This window comes from Duganella sp. FT27W, from assembly GCF_009295655.1.
Lineage (GTDB): Bacteria > Pseudomonadota > Gammaproteobacteria > Burkholderiales > Burkholderiaceae_D > Rugamonas > Rugamonas zoogloeoides.
Genome location: NZ_WHIV01000003.1, coordinates 1084859 through 1105322 on the forward strand (window position 1 = coordinate 1084859; position 20464 = coordinate 1105322).

Annotated in this window: 16 protein-coding genes and 1 tRNA gene; 9 read left to right on the forward strand and 8 right to left on the reverse strand. The window is 62.9% G+C overall.

Going from position 1 to position 20464, the window contains the following annotated elements; translation table 11 throughout:
- The first annotated feature begins 340 nt into the window (after nucleotides 1-340).
- Both F8197_RS16655 and F8197_RS16660 read left to right on the forward strand, forming a co-directional pair.
- Nucleotides 341-2617 (forward strand): ABC transporter ATP-binding protein, encoded by a 2277-nt coding sequence (locus F8197_RS16655; RefSeq protein WP_152882767.1) that lies wholly within the window; start codon nucleotides 341-343, stop codon nucleotides 2615-2617.
- Between the two features lie 5 nt (nucleotides 2618-2622).
- Nucleotides 2623-3090, forward strand: a complete 468-nt coding sequence (locus tag F8197_RS16660; RefSeq protein ID WP_152882768.1) for a DUF1854 domain-containing protein — start codon at nucleotides 2623-2625, stop codon at nucleotides 3088-3090.
- A gap of 26 nt (nucleotides 3091-3116) precedes the next feature.
- Here F8197_RS16660 and F8197_RS16665 read toward each other — a convergent pair whose 3' ends face one another.
- A complete protein-coding gene (locus F8197_RS16665) occupies nucleotides 3117-3467 on the reverse strand; it encodes an Arc family DNA-binding protein (RefSeq protein ID WP_152882769.1) in 351 nt (116 codons plus the stop codon).
- A 245-nt stretch (nucleotides 3468-3712) separates the two neighbouring features.
- On the opposite strand from F8197_RS16665, the gene F8197_RS16670 reads away from it, so the two are divergent.
- Nucleotides 3713-6151 carry a mechanosensitive ion channel family protein gene (locus F8197_RS16670; protein WP_193333449.1) on the forward strand — a complete coding sequence of 813 codons (2439 nt, stop codon included), beginning with the start codon at nucleotides 3713-3715 and terminating at the stop codon, nucleotides 6149-6151.
- A 52-nt stretch (nucleotides 6152-6203) separates the two neighbouring features.
- Here F8197_RS16670 and F8197_RS16675 read toward each other — a convergent pair whose 3' ends face one another.
- Together F8197_RS16675 and F8197_RS16680 are read right to left on the reverse strand one after the other, a co-directional pair.
- Entirely contained in the window at nucleotides 6204-7229 is a 1026-nt protein-coding gene (locus F8197_RS16675) for a L,D-transpeptidase family protein (RefSeq protein ID WP_227012280.1), read from the reverse strand.
- Nucleotides 7201-7707, reverse strand: a complete 507-nt coding sequence (locus tag F8197_RS16680; RefSeq protein WP_152882772.1) for a hypothetical protein — start codon at nucleotides 7705-7707, stop codon at nucleotides 7201-7203. Before F8197_RS16680 ends, F8197_RS16675 begins: the two co-directional genes overlap by 29 nt.
- 187 nt (nucleotides 7708-7894) lie before the next feature.
- Between F8197_RS16680 and katG the strand changes: the two genes are divergently transcribed.
- The 5 genes from katG (at nucleotide 7895) to F8197_RS16705 (ending at nucleotide 12977) form a co-directional block, all read left to right on the forward strand.
- Nucleotides 7895-10138: a catalase/peroxidase HPI gene (gene katG / locus F8197_RS16685; RefSeq protein WP_152882773.1), complete on the forward strand. Its 2244-nt coding sequence runs from the start codon at nucleotides 7895-7897 to the stop codon at nucleotides 10136-10138.
- A gap of 324 nt (nucleotides 10139-10462) precedes the next feature.
- A complete protein-coding gene (locus tag F8197_RS16690; protein ID WP_152882774.1) occupies nucleotides 10463-11380 on the forward strand; it encodes a triacylglycerol lipase in 918 nt (305 codons plus the stop codon).
- A 10-nt stretch (nucleotides 11381-11390) separates the two neighbouring features.
- Nucleotides 11391-12308 carry a lipase secretion chaperone gene (locus F8197_RS16695; protein ID WP_152882775.1) on the forward strand — a complete coding sequence of 306 codons (918 nt, stop codon included), beginning with the start codon at nucleotides 11391-11393 and terminating at the stop codon, nucleotides 12306-12308.
- A 127-nt stretch (nucleotides 12309-12435) separates the two neighbouring features.
- Nucleotides 12436-12672: a hypothetical protein gene (locus tag F8197_RS16700; RefSeq protein ID WP_152882776.1), complete on the forward strand. Its 237-nt coding sequence runs from the start codon at nucleotides 12436-12438 to the stop codon at nucleotides 12670-12672.
- Between the two features lie 71 nt (nucleotides 12673-12743).
- Nucleotides 12744-12977, forward strand: coding sequence for a hypothetical protein (locus F8197_RS16705; RefSeq protein WP_152882777.1), 234 nt, complete (start codon nucleotides 12744-12746; stop codon nucleotides 12975-12977).
- A gap of 280 nt (nucleotides 12978-13257) precedes the next feature.
- Here F8197_RS16705 and F8197_RS16710 read toward each other — a convergent pair.
- Nucleotides 13258-13334, reverse strand: a tRNA-Pro gene (locus F8197_RS16710).
- Between the two features lie 100 nt (nucleotides 13335-13434).
- Between F8197_RS16710 and F8197_RS16715 the strand changes: the two genes are divergently transcribed.
- A complete protein-coding gene (locus F8197_RS16715; protein ID WP_152882778.1) occupies nucleotides 13435-14262 on the forward strand; it encodes a Sir2 family NAD-dependent protein deacetylase in 828 nt (275 codons plus the stop codon).
- 109 nt (nucleotides 14263-14371) lie between these two features.
- Here the strand turns inward: F8197_RS16715 and F8197_RS16720 are convergent, their stop codons facing one another.
- Genes F8197_RS16720 through F8197_RS16735 form a run of 4 tightly spaced genes read right to left on the reverse strand, consistent with a single transcriptional unit; the run spans nucleotide 14372 to nucleotide 20459 of the window.
- Entirely contained in the window at nucleotides 14372-15079 is a 708-nt protein-coding gene (locus tag F8197_RS16720; RefSeq protein WP_152882779.1) for a fumarylacetoacetate hydrolase family protein, read from the reverse strand.
- 60 nt (nucleotides 15080-15139) lie between these two features.
- Nucleotides 15140-15754: a TetR/AcrR family transcriptional regulator gene (locus tag F8197_RS16725; protein ID WP_056139548.1), complete on the reverse strand. Its 615-nt coding sequence runs from the start codon at nucleotides 15752-15754 to the stop codon at nucleotides 15140-15142.
- 59 nt (nucleotides 15755-15813) lie between these two features.
- Nucleotides 15814-17292 (reverse strand): AdeC/AdeK/OprM family multidrug efflux complex outer membrane factor, encoded by a 1479-nt coding sequence (adeC, locus tag F8197_RS16730; RefSeq protein WP_056139578.1) that lies wholly within the window; start codon nucleotides 17290-17292, stop codon nucleotides 15814-15816.
- A 20-nt stretch (nucleotides 17293-17312) separates the two neighbouring features.
- The gene (locus F8197_RS16735) at nucleotides 17313-20459 is read right to left on the reverse strand and encodes an efflux RND transporter permease subunit (RefSeq protein WP_152882780.1); all 3147 of its coding nucleotides are present in this window, start codon (nucleotides 20457-20459) and stop codon (nucleotides 17313-17315) included.
- Nucleotides 20460-20464 lie beyond the last annotated feature (5 nt).

The following is a 20464-nucleotide window of genomic DNA, read 5'->3' on the forward strand; positions in this document are numbered from 1 at the left end:
TTTATAACTTCGTTATCGGCTCGGGCCGTGGCCGCGCGCCGTATTTTAAACCCTGTAATATCGCTGTCGCCAAATCACATTTGGCATCACCCATGTCCTGATCAAGTTCATCAAGCAGTACCAGCGTTTTTGTCCGTGCGTTATACTTGCCGCTACAACAAATAAGTCAGTACTGACTTAACTTCTGTCAATTTATTAGCGACAGAATACCGTAATTCATTACTTTTACCAGAGACAATGCACGATTGAATTCCTGCACTGTCGCTGCCATGTAAGTAAGCACTTAACCACGCACCCAAGCACACAACGCTTTTTTCCCGAATCCGGAGTACGCCACACAATGACAAGCCAACAACTTTCCACCATATCGAGCGTCGGCGGCGAGCTGCCCGACCGCTGGCGTTCCGATATACAGGCACAACTTTCCCAAGGGGAAAACGTTGTAAGTGCCCTGGAGGTTGACCTGGATCAGCAACTTCGTTTCGCCAAGGGTGTAGTCGTGATTACCAACACCCGCCTGCTGGCGCGCGCGCCGGGCCAGGAGCAATGGCAGGCATGGCCGTTCTCGTTCGATCTGTCGCTGGAACACCACGATCACGCTGGCGTGGGCCACCTGGAACTGGTGTCCGCGCGCGGCCGCCTGGCTGCCTGGCGTTTTACGCTGGGCCAGAACCTGCAGGCAATCCGCCTGGTCGAGCACTTTGCCGCCCAGCGCGACAGCCACTCCAGCGGCGAGCCGGTCATCAGCGACGACACCAACGTCTGCCCCAGCTGCAAGGCGCCGCTGGAACCGGACCAGGAAGAATGCCCGGTCTGCACCAAGGTGGTGTACACGCCGCCGTCCACCTGGACCCTGTTCCGCCTGTGGCGCTTTGCCCGCCCCTATAAACTGCAACTGGGCCTGGGCTTCCTGCTGATGCTGCTATCCACCGGCGCCCACATGATCCCGCCGTATCTGACCATTCCGCTGATGGACAAGGTGCTGATCCCGTACCAGAACGGCACGCCGGTCGATTCGAGCCTGGTGGCGCTGTACATGTCCGGCCTGGTGGGCGCGGCGGTGCTGGCGTGGATTTTCGGCTGGGCCAAGACCTATGTGCTGGCACTGGTCTCCGAGCGCATCGGCGCCGACCTGCGTACCGAGACTTATGACCACCTGCTGCGCCTCTCGCTCGAATACTTCGGCGGCAAGCGCACCGGTGACCTGATGTCGCGCATCGGCAGCGAGAGCGACCGCATTTGCGTGTTCCTGTCGCTGCATTTGCTCGACTTCGCGTCCGACTGCCTGATGATCATCATGACCGGCGTGATCCTGTTCTCGATCGATCCGTATCTCGCCATCTTCGCGCTGGCGCCGCTGCCGTTCATCGCCTGGCTGATCCACCTGGTGCGCGACCGCCTGCGCACTGGTTTTGAAAAGATCGACCGCGTGTGGGGCGAAGTGACCAACGTGCTGGCCGATACCATTCCCGGTATCCGCGTCGTCAAAGCGTTCGCCCAGGAGACGCGCGAAGCGGCGCGCTTCCGCACCGCCAACAAGCACAACCTGGCAGTCAACGACAAACTGAATAAAATCTGGTCGCTGTTCTCGCCCACTGTGTCGTTCCTGACCGAACTGGGACTGCTGGTGATCTGGGTGTTCGGTATCTACCAGGTCTCGAAGGGCAATATCACGGTCGGTGTGCTGTCCGCGTTTATCGCGTACTCGAGCCGCTTCTACGGCCGCCTTGATTCAATGAGCCGCATCGTGTCGGTCACGCAAAAATCGGCGTCGGCTGCCAAGCGTATTTTCGATATCCTCGACCACGTGTCGTCGGTGCCCGATCCGGTCAACCCGGTCAAGCTGGCCAAGGTGGAAGGCAATATCACCTTGCGCGACGTGGGCTTCCGCTACGGTAACCGCGCGGTCAATCGCGGCATCAACCTCGATATCAAGGCCGGCGAAATGGTGGGCCTGGTCGGCCATTCGGGTTCGGGCAAATCGACGCTGGTGAACCTGATCTGCCGCTTTTATGACGTGGCCGAAGGCGCCATCATGCTCGACGGCGTCGATATCCGCTCGCTGGCGATTTCCGATTACCGCCGCCAGATCGGCCTGGTGCTGCAGGAGCCGTTCCTGTTCTTCGGCACCATCGCCGAAAACCTCGCCTACGGCAAACCGGACGCCACCCGCGCCGAGATCATGGCCGCCGCCCGCGCCGCACACGCCCACGAATTCATCCTGCGCCTGCCGCAGGGCTACGATTCGATGGTCGGTGAACGCGGCCAGGGCCTGTCCGGCGGCGAGCGCCAGCGCATCTCGATCGCGCGTGCGCTGCTGATCGATCCGAAGATCCTGATCCTCGACGAAGCTACCGCCTCGGTCGATTCGGAGACCGAAAAAGAAATCCAGCGCGCGCTGGAAAACCTCGTCAAAGGCCGCACCACGATCGCGATTGCCCACCGCCTGTCCACGCTGGCCAAAGCGGACCGCCTGGTGGTGATGGATCGCGGCGTGGTGGTGGAAGAAGGCGCCCATGATGAACTGATGGCCAAGGAAGGCGCGTACTACCGCCTGGTACAGGCGCAAGCCCGCAACGTGGACACGGACCTCGACGACCGTGGCAGCAAGGATTGAAGCAGATGAGCATTAACTTTGAACTGATACGCAACCCCTTCGGCAAACTGGTACTGACCACGCTTGATGGCGTGGTCCACGAAGGCGTGGCAGCGGTGCGCGCCTTCCCGGTGCAGGCGCCGGAAGATGGCATCGCGCTGGTCAATCACGACGGCAAGGAAGTGGCCTGGATCGACCGCATCGAGGATTTGCCGGCAGCGGTGGGCGCGCTGGTGCGCGAAGAATTGAGCGGGCGCGAATTCATGCCCGAGATCAGCCGCATCGTGGCCGTGACCAGCTTTGCCACGCCTTGCACCTGGACCGTCAATACCGACCGGGGCGACACCGAATTCGTGCTGCGCGGCGAAGAAGACATCCGCCGGCTGACGGCCGATACGCTCCTGATCTCGGACATCCACGGGATTCACTTCCTGGTGCGCGACGTGCGCGAGTTGGACAAGCACAGCAAGAAGTTACTGGATCGCTTCCTGTAAGACGATTCAGCGCCCGGGTTCAGCGCTTACTTGGCCGGCACCCCGGCCTGTTTTTTCGCCAGCAGGTCTGCCACCGGGTTGTCCGGATCGGCGGCCAGGGTCCAGTTGCCGCTTTCGATTTCGGACGGACGCACGTCGCGCTGGTTACCGAGGTTGACGCCAAAGCTGTAGCGCAATTCGGGGTTGCGCTGGGACAGCCGTTCGAGCGCCTCGAAAATGATGCGCATATCGATGTCGTTGGAGCTGTCCGTCAGGCTCCGCTCCAGCCGCCCCACCAGTTCGGCGTTGACGCTGCGGCCGGCCTTGCCAGCTTCTGCCTTCAACTTTTCGAACAGCGAAAACGGCATGCGGAATTGACTACGATAGATGTTTGTCATGACGCTATCTTGGCATCAACGCGGCAAACCCGCTAGTGCCTGAAATTCTCAAAATAGTGACAAAACGGTTTGGAATTGCAAAAAGACGGCCTTGCAGCGACACTTTCCGCCGCTATCCAAAGGCTGTCCTGGTCAGCAGAAGAATCTTACCAATTCGGCACTTCTCTCTGTATCATAGCCGAAGCGTCGCTGCCTGACGCTTCCGGCCGGGCGGCACCCGGCGCCTGCCCATGGGAAAGGCTTGCATGCAAACGCTGGTCCGTGTCGTGACCTCGTCCGCACGTTTACTCGCCGCGACGATCTGGCTGCTGGCACTGACCATTGCCGGGTTGCCGGCCGCAATAGCGGCGCCACTGCAGCCTGCGGCCCGAGGCACACTAACCGCCCCCATCGCCGTCCAGGACATCCTCAAGCAAGCCGACGAAGACCAGCAACTGGTCGATTTTTCCCGCCAGCTGCTGGCCGCACCGTCACCGTTCAACCGCCTGCGCGGCGCCCTCGACGCCATCGCCGAGCCGGTCAACGCCAAGCTGCTGACCACCCAGGGCGCCGCGCTGCGCGAGTTGCCCATCATGCGGCTCGAGAGCCTCGACCGGCACTGGGAGTTCGACGCCCGCCGCTATGCGCGGTGGGAAGCCGAGTCCCGCGCGGCCTTCGCCCCTTACGAGGAAAGCGCCATGCAACTGGCGCAGCGGCGCCTGGCGTGGTCGGCGGCGCGCAGTGCCGGCGTGCTCGATGGCCTGCCACCGGTAATGTCCACCCGCGTCGATGCCGTGCTGGCGCAGATCGACGAGTGCGAGGCGGCGCTGGGTGCGGCCCTGGCCGCCCAGTTCGAACTGACCCAGCGCGCCAGCACCATCAAGGCGCGCATCCGCAGCGGCAAAAACGATGTTGCCGCTGCCATCGACGATATCGACCGCCGCCTGCTGAAAATCGATGTGCCGCCGCTGTGGCAGGATTTGAGCATCGGCGCCGGCGCGCAAGGCGCGGTGCAGCGCGGCCTGGAAATCGAAACCCGCTTTGCGCGCGATTACAACGCCGCCGGCACTGGCAACCAGCAGGCGCTGCGCGTGGTGCAGATCCTGCTGCTGCCGCTGATCCTGGCCCTGGCGCTGCGCAGCCGGCGCCACGGTGAAACCGCCGATGCCGGGACGGGCAACAACACCGGCGCCTTGCGACGGCCGATCTCAGTCTGGCTGCTGCTGGCCATGCTGGCGGTGCTGGTGTTCGAACCCGACGCGCCATTACTGGTGCAGGAGTTCGCACTGGTGCTGGCCCTGGTCCCGGTGCTGCGCTTGCTGCCCGGGGATACTGCCGCCTGGCTCGGCATGCGGCCCGCCATCGCCGTGGGCCTGTACGCGATCGACCGCCTGGGCGTGGCGTTGGTTGCCGACGTCGGCATCTACCGGTTGTTTACGCTGGTGCTCAACCTGCTGGCGCTGGGCCTGACGCTGTGGATGCTGCGCCGGCCCTGGTCGCCGCCGATCGGCCGCTTCAAGGCACTGAAAAGCGCCCGCCGCCCGCTGGAGTGGAGCGTGCTGCTGATCCTGGCGGTGGCGGCCATCTGCAATGTGGCCGGCAACATCTCGCTGGCCGAAACCCTGACCAGTGGCGTGATCGAGAGCGGCTACATGGCGCTGCTGCTATACGCCAGCGTCACGGCCTGCCAGGGATTGCTGCGGGTGGTGCTGAGCCAATCACGATTGGCCGGCCGTTCGCTGGTGCACCGCCAGGGCCCCGCCCTGCAAGCGGCCCTGGACCGCCTGCTGATGCTGGCCGCGCTGATCGGCTGGCTGCTCTACAGCCTGCACCGTTTCCGCCTGCTGCGGCCATTGCACAGCGCCGGCAGCTCGGTGCTGGCCCTGGGCATCGAGGTCGGTGAAGTATCGATCCATCTGGGCGACGTGCTGGTGTTCGTGTTCTCGACGTGGCTGGCGATGTGGATTGCGCAAGCGGTACGGCGCCTGCTGCGCGAGGAACTCCCTGGCCACAGCAGGCTGCCGCGCGGCGTGGGCAACAGCATCGCTTCGCTCAGCTACTACGGTGTGCTGTTGCTGGGGATTCTGTTTGCGCTGTCGGCTGCCGGCTTCAAGGTCAGCCAGTTGATGTTTATTTTCGGCGCGCTGGGCGTGGGCATCGGCTTCGGCCTGCAAAACGTGGTCAACAATTTTGTCTCGGGCGTGGTGCTGATGTTCGAGCGCCCAATCCAGCCCGGCGACATGATCGACGCCGCCGGCGTCTCCGGCACCGTCCGCGAAATCAGCCTGCGCGCCACCACCATCCGCACCTTCGAAGGTGCAGACTCGGTCGTGCCGAATGGACTGCTCCTGAGCGGCAACCTCACCAACTGGACCATGTACGACCGCAGCCGCCGTTTCGAGATCACGATCAACGTGGCGTATGGCACCGATCCGTCGCAAGTGACCGCGATCCTGAACGCGACCACCAGCGCCACCGCCGGCGTGGCGGCCGATCCGGCGCCGGTGGTGCTGTTGACCGGCGCCGGCGACAACGGCATCAATTTCTCCGTGCGCGCATGGACCACCGACGTGGGCCGCTGGATGCACGTGCGCGGCGACCTGCTGGAAAAAATCCTCGCTGCCTTGCAGGCAGCCGGCATCGAGATCCCGTATCAACAGCTCAATATCCATCTGCGCAAACCGACTGGAGACCAGCCCGCATAAGCCCGCCGCGAGCCCATGGTATGCCGCTATCACTGGCGACGACACCTATGCTTTATCTCTCTCCGGAACGCGGCGCGTCCTCGCGGCCATTGAGTACGGTCAGCGGCGTGCCAGCATCGCCCTGCGACAGCGGTTCGGCGGTCACCAGCAAGGTGGTTCCGGGCAGCAGCAGCGGCGCCACTTTTGCATAAAAATCCGGCGCCACCTGCACCCGGTTGCGCACCGCCTCATCTACCGGCCTGCCGGATTCGTTGGCATGTCCGGCTACGCCAACGTAGAACCATGCCGGTGCGCCGGTGGCCCCCGTCCCCAGCGTGAGCACATGGGTGGCATCGCTGTCGGCCGGCAGGGCGGCGCGGGCGCGGCCGATTTCCACGCCATTCCTCAGCACCACCACCGCCTGGTCACTGCGCGAAATGACGATCGTCACCGGCCCCGATGCAGCGCGCTCCGGCGCCCAAAACTCCCCGGCCTGTTCGCCGACGACGGCTGACGGCGCCAACACATCTGCGCTGTCGGTGGTCACCGCGTGGCTGGCATCGCCGGTCACCACCACGGTGGTGCCGCGCCGGGTGGCGTCGAACAGTTCGCGCGCAAACGCATACGGCAAATGCACGCAGCCGTGGCTTTCCGGGTAGCCGGGCAGACCGCCCGCGTGCAAGGCCACGCCATCCCAGGTCAGGCGCTGCTGGTACGGCATGCTGGCGTTGTTGTAGGCGTTGGAGTGATGTTCCACATTCTTTTCCAGGATGGTGAAGACGCCGGTGGGTGTGGCGTGCCCCGGTTTTCCCGTGGAGACAGTCGATACGCCGATGCGCACACCGTTGCGATAAATCGTCGCGACCTGGCGCGACAAATCCACGTACACCAGCACCGGCCCGGAGGGCGCAATGCGCGGCGCCCATACCCACTGCCCCGGCTTGAGCGCATCCGCGCGCCGCGCCAGTTCCACCGGCGACGACACCTTCGCGCCTTGCGCCAAAACGACGCCGGCCAGCAGCGCGCCGAATACGAGAGTCGCCAGCTTGAACGATACACGCGCCATGCTTCTAGAACCTTCGATGGCCATCGTCTGCATCGCAGCGGCCATTGAACTTGATCATGCCATCGATGGTGATGGCGCCGCTGCGGCGGTTGATCGACAGGCGCGGCTGGTTCAGTGCATTGAGGCGGAATTTGCCGCGAATCTCGTCGTGCCCCACGAGCAGGTCATCGATGCGCCACCAGCCATCGCGGTTGTCGCCATGCAGCGGCGGAATCAGGCTTTTGGGTAACTGGATATCGCCGCGATCGGCGTGAATGGAGACAGTGATGGTGGCCTGAAAATCGGCTTTGCCGGTTTCCACGCTTTGCTTGGGCACGTACTTGTGCTGCTGCGGGTCCCACTCGTAGCCCGAGTGGACTTCGGCGGTGGTTTTCTCGGCGCCGCCGTAACAGACCAGTTGCAGATCGGGGCCGTGATCATCGCGGTCGTCCCGTTGGCGGTCCTGGGCGTGGGCTGTGGATGTAGCCAAGGCCAGGATCAGCGGCAGGAGCAGGCTTGGTGCTGTGTTCATCGGGTGTCTCCTTGGGTGAAGGGATACGGACTTATCGGGCGAGTATAAACCACCGGTTGCATTTTTTATCACTGACGGTATGCCCATCTTTCTGGTGAAGGCAACGCCTTCGCGTTCAGCTATCATAAGACTGCTGTGCCATGAGGCCCACCGACGAAACCGTCCGTTCTTCAACCAAGGATCAACCATGAGCAATGACCATAGCGCATCGAAATGCCCGTTCAGCCAGGCCAACAACGCCGGCACCACCAACCGCGACTGGTGGCCCGACCAGCTGCGTCTCGACCTGCTGCACCAGCACTCCGCCAAGTCGGACCCGATGGGCGCCGACTTCGACTATCGCAAGGAGTTCGAGAGCCTCGACCTGGCAGCCGTCAAGCGCGACCTGGCCGCCCTGATGACCGACTCGCAGGACTGGTGGCCGGCCGATTTCGGCCACTACGGAGGACTGTTCATCCGCATGGCCTGGCACAGCGCGGGCACCTACCGCACCGGCGACGGCCGTGGCGGCGCACGTCGTGGCCAGCAGCGCTTCGCACCGCTCAACAGCTGGCCCGACAACGTCAGCCTCGACAAGGCGCGCCGCCTGGTCTGGCCGATCAAGCAAAAATATGGCCGCAAAATTTCGTGGGCCGACCTGATTATTTTGACCGGTAACGTCGCGCTGGAAACCATGGGCTTCAAGACCATTGGTTTCGCGGGCGGCCGCGTCGATACCTGGGAACCGGACCAAGACGTGTATTGGGGCCGCGAAACCACCTGGCTTGGCGGCGACCTGCGTTACGCCCACGGCAGCGATGGCGTGGAAAAAGCAGGCGGCGTACTGGTCTCGGACGACGACGCCGATGGCGATGTCCACAGCCGCAACCTCGAAAATCCGCTGGCCGCCGTGCAAATGGGCCTGATCTACGTGAACCCGGAAGGCCCCGACGGCAATCCCGATCCGCTGCTGGCCGCGTACGATATCCGCGACACGTTCGCGCGCATGGGCATGGACGACGAGGAAACCGTCGCCCTGATCGCCGGTGGCCACAGCTTCGGCAAGACCCACGGCGCCGGCCCGGCCGACAACGTCGGCCCCGAACCCGAAGCGGCCGACATTGCCGCCCAGGGCTTCGGCTGGCATAACAAGTTTGGCAGCGGCAAAGGCGGCGACACCATCACCAGCGGCCTGGAAGTGACTTGGACCAAAACGCCGGCCCAGTGGAGCAACGACTTCTTCGAGCACCTGTTCGGCTTCGAATGGGAACTGGGCAAGAGCCCGGCCGGCGCTCATCAATGGTTTGCCAAGGATGCGCAGGCAGTCATTCCGCACGCGCACGACCCGTCGAAAAAACTGCTGCCGACCATGCTGACCACCGACCTGGCGCTGCGCGTCGATCCGATCTACGAGCCGATCTCGCGCCGCTTCCTGGCCAACCCGGGCGAATTTGCCGATGTCTTTGCGCGCGCCTGGTTCAAGCTCACCCACCGCGACATGGGCCCGAAAACCCGCTACCTCGGCGCCGACGTTCCTGACGAAGACTTCATCTGGCAAGACCCGGTACCGGCAGTGGATCACCCGCTGATCGACGCTGCCGATACCGCAGCGCTCAAGGCAGCCATCCTGGGTTCAGGCCTGACGGTTTCCGAACTGGTATCGACGGCATGGGCATCGGCTTCGACCTATCGCGGTTCCGACCTGCGCGGCGGCGCCGATGGTGCGCGCGTGCGCCTGGCGCCGCAAAAAGACTGGGCTGCCAATCAGCCGGAGCAACTGGGCAAGGTGCTCGCCACGCTGGAAAAAGTGCAGGCCGACTTCAACGGCAAAGCTGCCGGCGGCAAGCGCGTATCGCTGGCCGACCTCATCGTACTGGCCGGCGCTGCCGCCGTCGAAGAAGCGGCCAGGCAAGCCGGCCACGCCGTCACGGTCCCCTTCACGCCCGGCCGCACCGACGCCACCCAGGAACAGACCGACGCCGCGTCGTTCGATGTGCTGGAACCGATCGCCGACGGCTTCCGCAACTACCAGAAGACGCGCTACGCCGTCCCGGCCGAAGCCCTGCTGGTGGACCGCGCCCAGTTGCTGACCCTGACCGCACCCGAAATGACCGCGCTGGTCGGCGGCCTGCGCGTACTCGGCGCGAACAGCCCGCAGTCCGACGCCGGCGAATTCACCAGCCGCCGTGGCACGCTGACCAACGACTTCTTCGTCAACCTGCTCGACATGGGCACGGTATGGACGGCGACATCGCCAGCAGCCGAAGCGTTCGAAGGCCGCAACCGCAAAACCGGCGCCATCACCTGGCGCGCCAGCCGCGTCGACCTGATCTTCGGCTCGAACGCGCACTTGCGGGCGATTGCCGAGGTGTATGGCAGTGCTGATGGTGAGCAGAAGTTCGTCGGAGACTTTGTGGCGGCTTGGGGCAAGGTGATGGCGTTGGGGCGTTGATTTACATGTGATGGTCTGAAATATCCAGTACAGAGAAAGCGGGTGGCTCAGTGACGAGCTGCCCGCTTTTTACTTTTATCGGGGCGATGGGAAAAGCAAAACTTTAGGCGGCAGCTTAGTTGCAGCCCCATGAACGCAGCATCCCAGCAACTAAACAGCCAGTCGTATTGCACCGCAATATCGAATTGACAAGCCATTCAAGCACGCCAGTGCTACATTTAACAGACCGAGCGCTTGCTTTATTAGTTGCGACAAAGATCACGACAGAAGGCACCGCCGGTACGCTACAGCATCGACATTTTCCACAAAAATAACGGAGACAAAATGAAGACCCGCTTCTGGCAACTGCTGTCCACCCTCGTCCTGGCCTGCTGCATCGGCCTGCCTGTCACCGCCGGCGCTGCCGGCTACACCCAGACCAAATATCCGATCGTGCTGGTACACGGCCTGTTCGGCTTCGACAAGCTCGGCCCCGTCGAATACTTTTATGGCATCCCCGCCGCCCTCACCAGCGGCGGCGCCAAGGTGTACACCGTCACCGTATCAGCCGCCAACAGCACCGAGGTGCGTGGCGAACAATTGCTGTCGCAGGTGCGGCAAATCCTCGCCGTCACCGGCGCGGCCAAGGTCAATCTGATCGGCCATAGCCACGGCGGCCCGACTGCGCGCTATGTCGCATCCGTGCGGCCCGACCTGGTGGCTTCGGTGACCAGCGTGGCAGGCGTCAACAAGGGCTCGAAAGTGGCCGACATCCTGGCCGGCACCATCCCCAATACCGGCGGCGCACTGGGCGACGCCCTCGCCTCGCTGATCGGCATCATCTCCGGTAACAAGGGCTTGCCGCAAAACGCTGGTGCGGCCATGGCCTCGCTATCGACCGCCGGCTCACAGGCCTTCAACAGCCGCCATCCGCAGGGCGTGCCGACGACCGCCTGCGGCGAAGGCGCCTACCAGGAACGCGGCGTATATTATTTTTCGTGGAGCGGCGCGCAGCCCTACACCAATGCGCTGGACGTTGGCGACCCGGCGCTGGCCGTCATCAGCCTGGCCTTCGGCGGCGCCAAGAACGATGGCCTGGTCAGCAGCTGCTCGAGCCACCTGGGCAAAGTGATCCGCGACGACTACGCCATGAACCACCTCGATGAAATCAACCAGTTCGTCGGCATCGTCAACCTGTTCGAGACCTCGCCCGTAACCGTGTTCCGCCAGCAGGCCAATCGCCTGCAGGGCCTGGGCCTGTAAGGAAGACGCCATGCGCACGACCACGACACTGATCACAGCGGGCGCCCTCGCCGCCCTGGCGCTGTACTGGTCGCTGGCGCGCGGCGAACCGCCGGCGCCACCGCTGCCAAAGCAAGACCCCGATCTGTTCGCGTTCGTGCGCTCGATGGAAGGTACGCGGCCCGACGGCAACGTGACCGTCGCCACCGACGATGCCCTGGTGATCGATGCGGAACTGGGCCACCTGTTCGACTACTACCTGGCAGGCCTCGGCGAAAAGCCGCTGGCCGCCATCCGCAGCCAGATCGAACTGGAACTCGACCGCCGCCTGGCGCCGGCGCCGGCGCGCCAAGCGAAGCGCCTGCTCGGCGCCTACCTCGCCTACAAGCAGGCACTAGCCGGCATCGAACAAAAGCTGCCGCCGTCCGCCGATGCACTGCAAGCAGCACGAGCAAGACTGCAAGCGAAGCGCACGCTGCGCGCCACGTATTTCACGGCGCAGGAAAGCGCCGGCCTGTTCGGGCCAGAAGACGCGCGCGATGACGACACCGTGGCGCGCATGACAGTGCTGGCCGACGCCACGCTGGACGAGGCGCAGCGGCAGCGCAAGCTCGCTGCCCTCGACGCGGCGCTACCGCCGGCCCAGCGCCTCGCACGCGACGCGCCACAACAGGTCAGCGCGCTCGATGCCGCAGTGCGCGACTTGCGCGCGCACGGTGGTGGCGACAATGAAGTCTATCGGCTGCGCGCGGCGACGTTCTCGCCGGAAGCGGCGGCGCGGCTAGGGGAACTCGATCGCGAGGAAACGCAGTGGCAGCAGCGTATCACTGCCTGGCGAGCGCAAAAGGCGGCGCTGGGCGTGGGAGTGCAGGATCCGGTGCAGGTACAGCGAGTGACCGATACCCTGTTTTCGCCGGATGAGCAGCGGCGGTTGGGGGCATACGAGTAAAACATCCTGACCTTGAACATCAAGCAGGGGTAGCAAAGGCCGCCGGCATGGCTTATCTTTTGCCTTAGCTTGCTATATTATTTGCAACGCCCGCCAGGTGGCATGGTGGCCACACTTCAGGAAGATAATGGACAAAGAAATCGCGAAAGTGGTCTTGAGTTTGATGGATCAGGCAAATGGCAATCTCAATGAAGCGCTGAGGGTCATAAAAAATGGGGGCTTAGAAGAAGATTTTCTGAATAACCGTACAGAGATCGGAAAGATTATGTTGGAAATTTACCTCAATGTAATGAGGCCCATCCATAACGAACACTCTGAGTTGGAACCCGAGAAATTGAGACAAAGCCGACTTTGCAGCGAATGATGGCTGTAATCAAGAAAAAAGCACGAACATGAGCTTATTTGGAACAGGACATCAAGGATGGTATTAAATAAATGAAGAAAGAAATTGCCACTCAACTAAATGACATGCTGGTCGATCAATACGGCCAACTAAACGGATCCATTTACTTGGTCCGGGATAATTGCACTGAAGACGAGTTTAACGATTACAGACGTGCTGCCGGAGCAATTATGGCCGACATGTATTTCAAGATCATGAAGTCTATTCATTTAGAATATCCTGAACTCGAACCGGAAGCACTACGCAGCGCGAGGATAAATACTTGAGCACAGGGAATATTGCTTGATAAAGTCAGCATCACTGATCCCGACAGTGCGGATGGACCTTGGAGGGGACAGGACTGCCGAGGCTGGCGCGCCGCGACAGCACGAATATTCACATCAAGGAATCGGTCCCCGACATTTCGAGCATCGACATGGACCTGCAGGGGGCGTAAATCAAAGAAAAAGTCGGCGCTGAAAAGACTAAGCCCAGCTCGATATTAGACAACTGTCTAATATCGAGCTGGGCTTTTATACAGTTTATGCTGTAAGTCCTTGATTCTATTGGTCGGGGCGAGAGGATTCGAACCTCCGACCCCGTGCACCCCATGCACGTACGCTACCAGGCTGCGCTACGCCCCGACTAGGCCAAGATTATAGCAGCCACTTTAAGCATTTGTCATGTTTGTGTTGTGCCGGGTAAGATTTACTTTCTCTCCCCTGTCAAAACCCCACAGCCGCCATGACCAACACCACCGACATCGCCCGCGCTGCCACACTCATAGACCAAGCCGACCTGCTGCTTGTCGCCGCCGGCGCCGGCATGGGCGTCGATTCCGGCTTGCCCGATTTTCGCGGCAATGACGGCTTCTGGAAGGCCTACCCTGCCCTGGCGAAGGCGCGGCTGGCGTTTGCCAGCGTGGCGTCGCCGCGCACGTTCGAGGAGGATGCGGCGCTGGCGTGGGGCTTTTATGGGCATCGCTTGCAGCTCTATCGCGCGACGGTGCCGCACGCGGGCTTTGCGCTGCTCAAGGACTGGGGCGCGCGCATGGCGCATGGGGTGGCGGTTTTCACCAGCAATGTCGATGGCCAGTTCCAGCGCGCTGGCTTCGATCCGCAACGCATCCTCGAATGCCATGGCTCGATTCATCACCTGCAATGCCTGACTCCTTGTTGCGAGGCGATCTGGCCGGCGGACGGGTTTGTGCCGCAGATCGATGATGCGGCTTGCCGGCTGCTCAATGAAGCGCCGGTGTGCCCGCATTGCGGCGGTCTGGCGCGGCCGAATATCTTGATGTTTGGCGATGGCGGTTGGGTCGAGCGGCGCACGGCGGTGCAGGAGGCGCGGCTGGAGGCGTTGCTGGCCAAGGTACGGCGGCCGGTGGTGGTGGAGTTGGGCGCCGGGGTGGCAATTCCTTCGGTGCGGCATTTCAGCCAGCGGGTGGTGCGCGATTACGGTGGCCGGCTGGTGCGGATCAATCCGCGTGAGGCGGGCGCTGGCTCGGCACTGGATGTGGGGCTAGCCTGCGGGGCACTGGCGGGGCTGGAAGCAATTAACGCTTCGCTTTGAGAAGGTGCTGCGCGTCTGGCGCGCGCAGATTTGAGGGCCTGTGAATTTCCGCTGGCGTGGCGGTCCGCCAATGCGAGATGACGGACCGTTCGCTATCTGAATATATCGTTTATACGATTTTGACCGTGATGCCGTCGATGCCGGCTACCGTACCCACCAGCACCTGCCCTTGCACTACTGCGCCTACGCCTTCCGGCGTGCCGCTGAAGATCAGGTCTCCCGGCGCCAGCGTAAACAGCGTGGACAGGTTGGCGATGGTTTCGTCGATCGACCAGATCAAGTCGTCGATGCTCGACGTTTGCTTGGTCACGCCATCGACCTTCAGTTCGATCGCGGCCTTGTTGATGTCGCCGGCGGCGGCGGCCGGGGTGATCACGCCGATCGGTGCCGAGTAGTCGAACGCCTTGCCGATTTCCCATGGACGGCCGGCATCGCGCATCTTGAATTGCAGGTCGCGGCGGGTCATGTCGAAGCCGACCGCGTAGCCGAAGATGTGGCTTGCTGCGTCCTCCACGGCGATGTTGCTGCCGCCTTTGCCAATCGCCACCACCAGCTCGCACTCGTAGTGCAGGTTGGCGGTTACCGGAGGATACGGCAGCTCGGCCACCTGGCCTGGTGCGACCGGTACCACGGCTTGGGCATCAGCCGGTTTGCTGAAGAAGAACGGCGGTTCGCGGTCCGGGTCGGAACCCATTTCGCGCGCGTGGCCCGCGTAGTTGCGGCCCACGCAGTACACGCGGCGCACCGGGAATAAGGCGTCGGTGCCGGCTACTGGCAAGCCGACGATGTCATGGGCGGGGATTACATAAGCAGTCATGATGCTCCGATATCGTGTTGGGGATACCGGACATGTTACAACAGACGCTCTCCCCCTGCATCAGGTCATAAGAAGGGCGCGCATCGCCACCTGGAACGCTTCCGTCAGGCCGGCACGGTTCATGTCCGGACGGTGCAGGGCGCGCACGGTCAGGCCATGGAAGTACGCGATCATGGTGTCGATCCGGCTGTCGAGCAGCACGTCCTCCACCGACAGGTTGCGGCGTTCGCGGCCACGCCTCACCAGTTCGCGCAACTGGCCGCGCGCGGAGTCCTCGTGGGCGCGCAGGCGCTCGGCGATCACCGGGTTGCGCGAGGCTTCCGCATACATCTCTATCGAGACGTGCCACGGTTGCGGATCGAGCGCTTCGGTGACATGGCGCTCGGCGTCGTCGATCATCGCCTGCAGCGGATCTTCGAGCGAATTGAGGTTGCTCAGCATGTCGCTCACGTACTCGGAGTGCGCCTCCACGAACGCGAGGATGATGGCGTTCTTGCCGTCGAAGTAGTTGTAGATGTGGCCGGCGCTCATGCCGGCCTGCTTGGAGATCTCCGACATGCTGGCGCCGTGGAAGCCGCTGCGTGCAAAGCAAACGGCCGCCGCTTCCAGCACCTGGTTACGCCGCCCCGCTGCCTTCTCGGGATCGACTCGCCGTTTTGCGGGAGAAGTGGTCATGATAATTCCTTGGGTAGGCGGCGGCCGCACAACTGCGCGGCCGCCGCATGGTCGCAGGATCAGCCGCGCGGTGCTGGCTGCACTGCTTGCGTTGCCTGTGGCGCGGGTGTTACCTGTGCCGCCTCCGGCTGCCAGCCGCCGCCCAGCACCTTGTACAGGGTGACGGCGTTGCTGGTCTGGTTCAGGCGCGTGGTGATCAGGCCTTGCTGCGCCTGGTACAACGCACGCTGCGATACCAGCGAGTTGAGGTACGTGTCGGCGCCGTTGCGATAGCGCGCTTCGTTGATGTTGTAGCTCTTCTCGGCCGCCTGCACCAGCGCCTGCTGGGAGTTCAGGCGCTCGTCGATGGTGCCGCGAATGGCCAGGGCATCGGCCACTTCGCGAAACGCCACCTGGATCGCTTTTTCGTACTGCGCCACCGAGATGTCGCGGTCAGCCTTGGCGATATCGAGATTGGCGCGGTTGACGCCTCCGTCGAAGATCGGCAGGTTGATCTGCGGCGCGAAGCTCCACGTACCCGAGCCGGCCTTGAACAGGCCGGACAAGTCACGGCTGGCGCTGCCGCCCGACGCCGTCAGCGAAATGCTGGGGAAGAAGGCGGCGCGCGCCACGCCGATGTTGGCGTTGGCCGAGCGCAGCGCGCGTTCGGCCTGCTGCACGTCGGGACGACGCTGCAGCAGGTCGGACGGCAGGCTGCCCGGCAGCGCGGTCAGTTCGGTCACCGATACCAGCTCGCCTTCCGGCAGCAGCGTGGTCGGCACGGTGCCGCCCACCAGCAGGTTCAATGCATTCTGGTCCTGTGCCACTTGCGCGGTATAGGTGGCGACATCGTTGCGCGCCGTTTCCACGCTGGTCTGGGCGTCGTACACGTCAACGCCCGACGTGGCGCCGGCGTCGAAGCGCTTGCGGCTCAGGTCATACGTGGTCTGCTGGCTGCGCAGGGTTTCCTGCGCCAGTTTCAGGCGCTGCTGGTCGGCCGTGAGCGTGAGCCAGGCGTTGGCCACTTCGGCCACTAGGCTGATTTGCTGCGTGCGGCGCGCTTCCTCGGTGCCGAGGTAGGTTTGCAGACCCGCTTCGGCGCCGTTGCGTACGCGGCCGAAGAAGTCCAGCTCATACGCGGCCAGCGACAGTCCGCCGCTGTATTGGCGGGTGATGGCCGCTTCGCCGGTGCCGGTCATGGTGCGCGGCGTGCGGGTGGCGTTCTGGCCCACGCCTGCGGACACGGTCGGCAGCAACGGCGCGCTGCTGATGTTGTACTGGGCGCGGGCACGCTCGATGTTGAGCACCGACACGCGCAGGTCGCGGTTGTTGGCCAGCGCCAGTTCAATCACCTGGCGCAGGCGCGCATCGGCGAAGTACTCGCGCCACTGGATCTCGGACACCGGACGGGCATCGGCAGCAGCCGCCGGCAAGCCTTTGTAGGCTTCGCCGGCAGGCCAGGCCTGGCCCACCGGTGCCGCCGGACGCTCGTACACGGGCGCCAGGCTGCAACCGCCCAGCAGCGCCAGCGCCGCCAGGGTGAATAAGGATTTATGCATGTTGTTCATGATCGTCATGATTAATGTGCCTCCACGACTGGCGTAGCGTCAGGCGCCGGCTTGGCCTTGGTCTTGCCAAAGCGGCCGCGCACCAGCACGAAGAACAATGGTACGAAGAAGATGCCGAGGAAGGTCGCCGTCAGCATGCCGCCCAGCACGCCCACGCCAATCGCGTTCTGGCTGCCCGAACCGGCGCCGCTGCTGATTGCCAGCGGCAGCACGCCCAGGCCGAAGGCGATCGACGTCATCAGGATCGGACGCAGACGCGTATGCACGGCCTGCAGGGTTGCTTCCTTCAATTCTACGCCCTGCTCCTGCAGGTCCTTGGCGAATTCCACGATCAGAATCGCGTTCTTCGCACCCAGGCCCACCACGGTCAGCAGACCCACCTGGAAGTACACGTCGTTCGACAGCTTGAACAGGAACGTCGCCAGCACGGTACCGAGGATACCCAGCGGCACGATCAGCAGCACCGAGAACGGCACCGACCAGCTTTCATACAGCGCGGCCAGGCACAGGAACACGATCAGGATCGAGATCGCATACAGCTGCGTGGTTTGCGAACCGGAGTCGCGCTCTTCCGTCGACAGACCGGTCCACTCGTAGCCGATACCCGGCGGCAGTTTCGCCGCCATGCGTTCGACTTCCGCCATCGCGGCGCCCGAACTCTGGCCCGGCGCCGGCTGGCCCAGGATCTCGACCGACGGCAGGCCGTTGTAGCGTTCCAGGCGCGGCGAGGCGTAAATCCACTCGCCGTGCGAGAAGGCCGAGAATGGCACCATCTCGCCAGCCGTGTTACGCACGAACCACTTGTTCAGGTCTTCCGGCACCATGCGTGCTTCGGCCTGGCCCTGGATGTACACCTTTTTCACGCGACCACGGTCGATGAAGTCGTTCACATACGCAGAACCCCAGGCGGTGCTCAGCACGCGGTTCACGTCCGCAATCGCCAAGCCCAGCGCAACGGCTTTTTGCTGGTCCACGGTGATCTTGTATTGCGGCGTATCTTCCTGGCCGTTCGGACGCACGCCGACAATGACCTTGCTTTGCGCGGCCATGCCCAGCATCTGGTTACGTGCTGCCATCAGTGCCTCATGGCCTACGCCACCGGTATCCTGCAACATCAGGTCGAAGCCGGATGCGTTACCCAGTTCCAGCACCGCTGGCGGGGCGAACGCGAACACCATCGCATCCTTGATCTGCGAGAACGCACCCATGGCGCGGCCCGCGATCGCGCTGACCGCATGATCCTTGCCTTTGCGCTCGGACCAGTCTTTCATCCGCACGAAGGCGATACCGGTGTTCTGACCGTTACCTGCGAAGCTGAAGCCGGCCACCGCGAATACCGATGCGACCGATTCCTTCTCGTTGTTCATGAAGTGCTGCTCGACCTTTTCGATGGTCTTGAGCGTGCGCTCCTGGGTAGCGCCGGTCGGCAGCTGGATCTGGGTAAACAGCACGCCCTGGTCTTCTTCCGGCAGGAACGACGTTGGCAGGCGCAGGAACACGAACGCCATGACCGCGACGATCAGCGCATATACCACCAGCGAAATGCCGCTCTTGTTGATGATCGAGCCGACGATGCCCTGGTACTTGCGGTTGCCGCGATCGAAATTGCGGTTGAACCAGCCGAAGAAACCGGTAGTGGCCATCGCATGGCCTTTCGGCACCTGCTTGAGCATGGTGGCGCACAGCGCCGGGGTGAAGATCATCGCGACGATCACCGAGAGCACCATCGCCGAGACGATCGTAATCGAGAACTGGCGGTAAATCACACCGGTGGAGCCGCCGAAGAACGCCATCGGCACGAACACGGCCGACAGCACCATGGCGATACCGACCAGCGCACCGCTGATCTGGCCCATCGATTTGCGGGTGGCCTCGATCGGGGACAGCCCCTCCTCGGTCATGATCCGCTCGACGTTTTCCACCACCACGATCGCATCATCGACCAGCAGGCCGATGGCCAGCACGATGGCGAACATGGTCAGCGTATTGATCGAGTAACCGAGCACCGACAGGATGCCGAAGGTACCAAGCAGCACGACCGGTACGGCCATGGTTGGAATCAAGGTGGCGCGGAAATTTTGCAGGAACAGGTACATCACCAGGAACACCAGGATCACGGCTTCGATCAGGGTTTTCACCACTTCTTCGATCGAGATCTTGACGAACGGCGTGGTGTCGAATGCCACCATGGCTTTCAGGCCTTGCGGGAACTGCTTTTCCATCTGCGCGATCTTGGTCTTCACCGCCTCGGCGGTGTCGAGCGCGTTGGCGCCGGTGGCCAGCTTGATGGCGATACCGGTAGCAGCATTGCCGTTATAACGGGCCAGGATCGAATAGTTTTCGCGGCCCAGCTCCATCTTGGCGACGTCGCGCAGGTACACGGTAGCGCCGTTGGTGGTGGTCTTGAGCAGGATGGCGCCGAATTGTTCGGCCGTTTGCAGGCGGCTCTGGGCCGACACGGTGGCGTTCAGCTGCTGGCCGGCGACGGCTGGCGCGCCGCCCAGTTCACCGGCGGATACCTCGGTGTTCTGCGCGGTAATCGCGGTGGTGACATCGGCCGGGGTCAGTTGATAGCTTTGCAGCTTGGCCGGATCGAGCCAGATGCGCATCGCGTATTGCGAACCGAAGTTGGTCACGTCGCCCACGCCTTCCACGCGCGAGATCGGATCGAGCACGCTGGCGGTGACATAGTCGCCAATGTCGGCCTGGTTCATCGAACCGTCTTCCGACACGAAGCCGATCACCAGCAGGAAGTTCTTGGTAGCCTTGTTGACCACCAGGCCCTGTTGGGTGACGGCGGTAGGCAGCAGCGGCGTGGCCAGTTGCAGCTTGTTCTGCACCTGCACCTGCGCGATATCCGGGTTGGTGCCGGATTCGAACGTCAGCGTGATGCTGATGCCGCCCGACGAATCGGAGGACGAGGCCATGTAGCGCAAGCCGTCGATACCCTTCATCTTCTGTTCGATGACCTGGGTAACAGCGTCTTCCACCGTTTTGGCGGAAGCGCCCGGGTACGAGCCGCTGATCGAGATCGACGGCGGTGCGATGGCGGGGTACTGGGCGATCGGCAGGCCGAGAATGGCCAATACGCCACCCAGCATGATCACGATCGCGATCACCCAGGCGAAAATCGGGCGATCAATAAAGAAACGGGACATGTGTG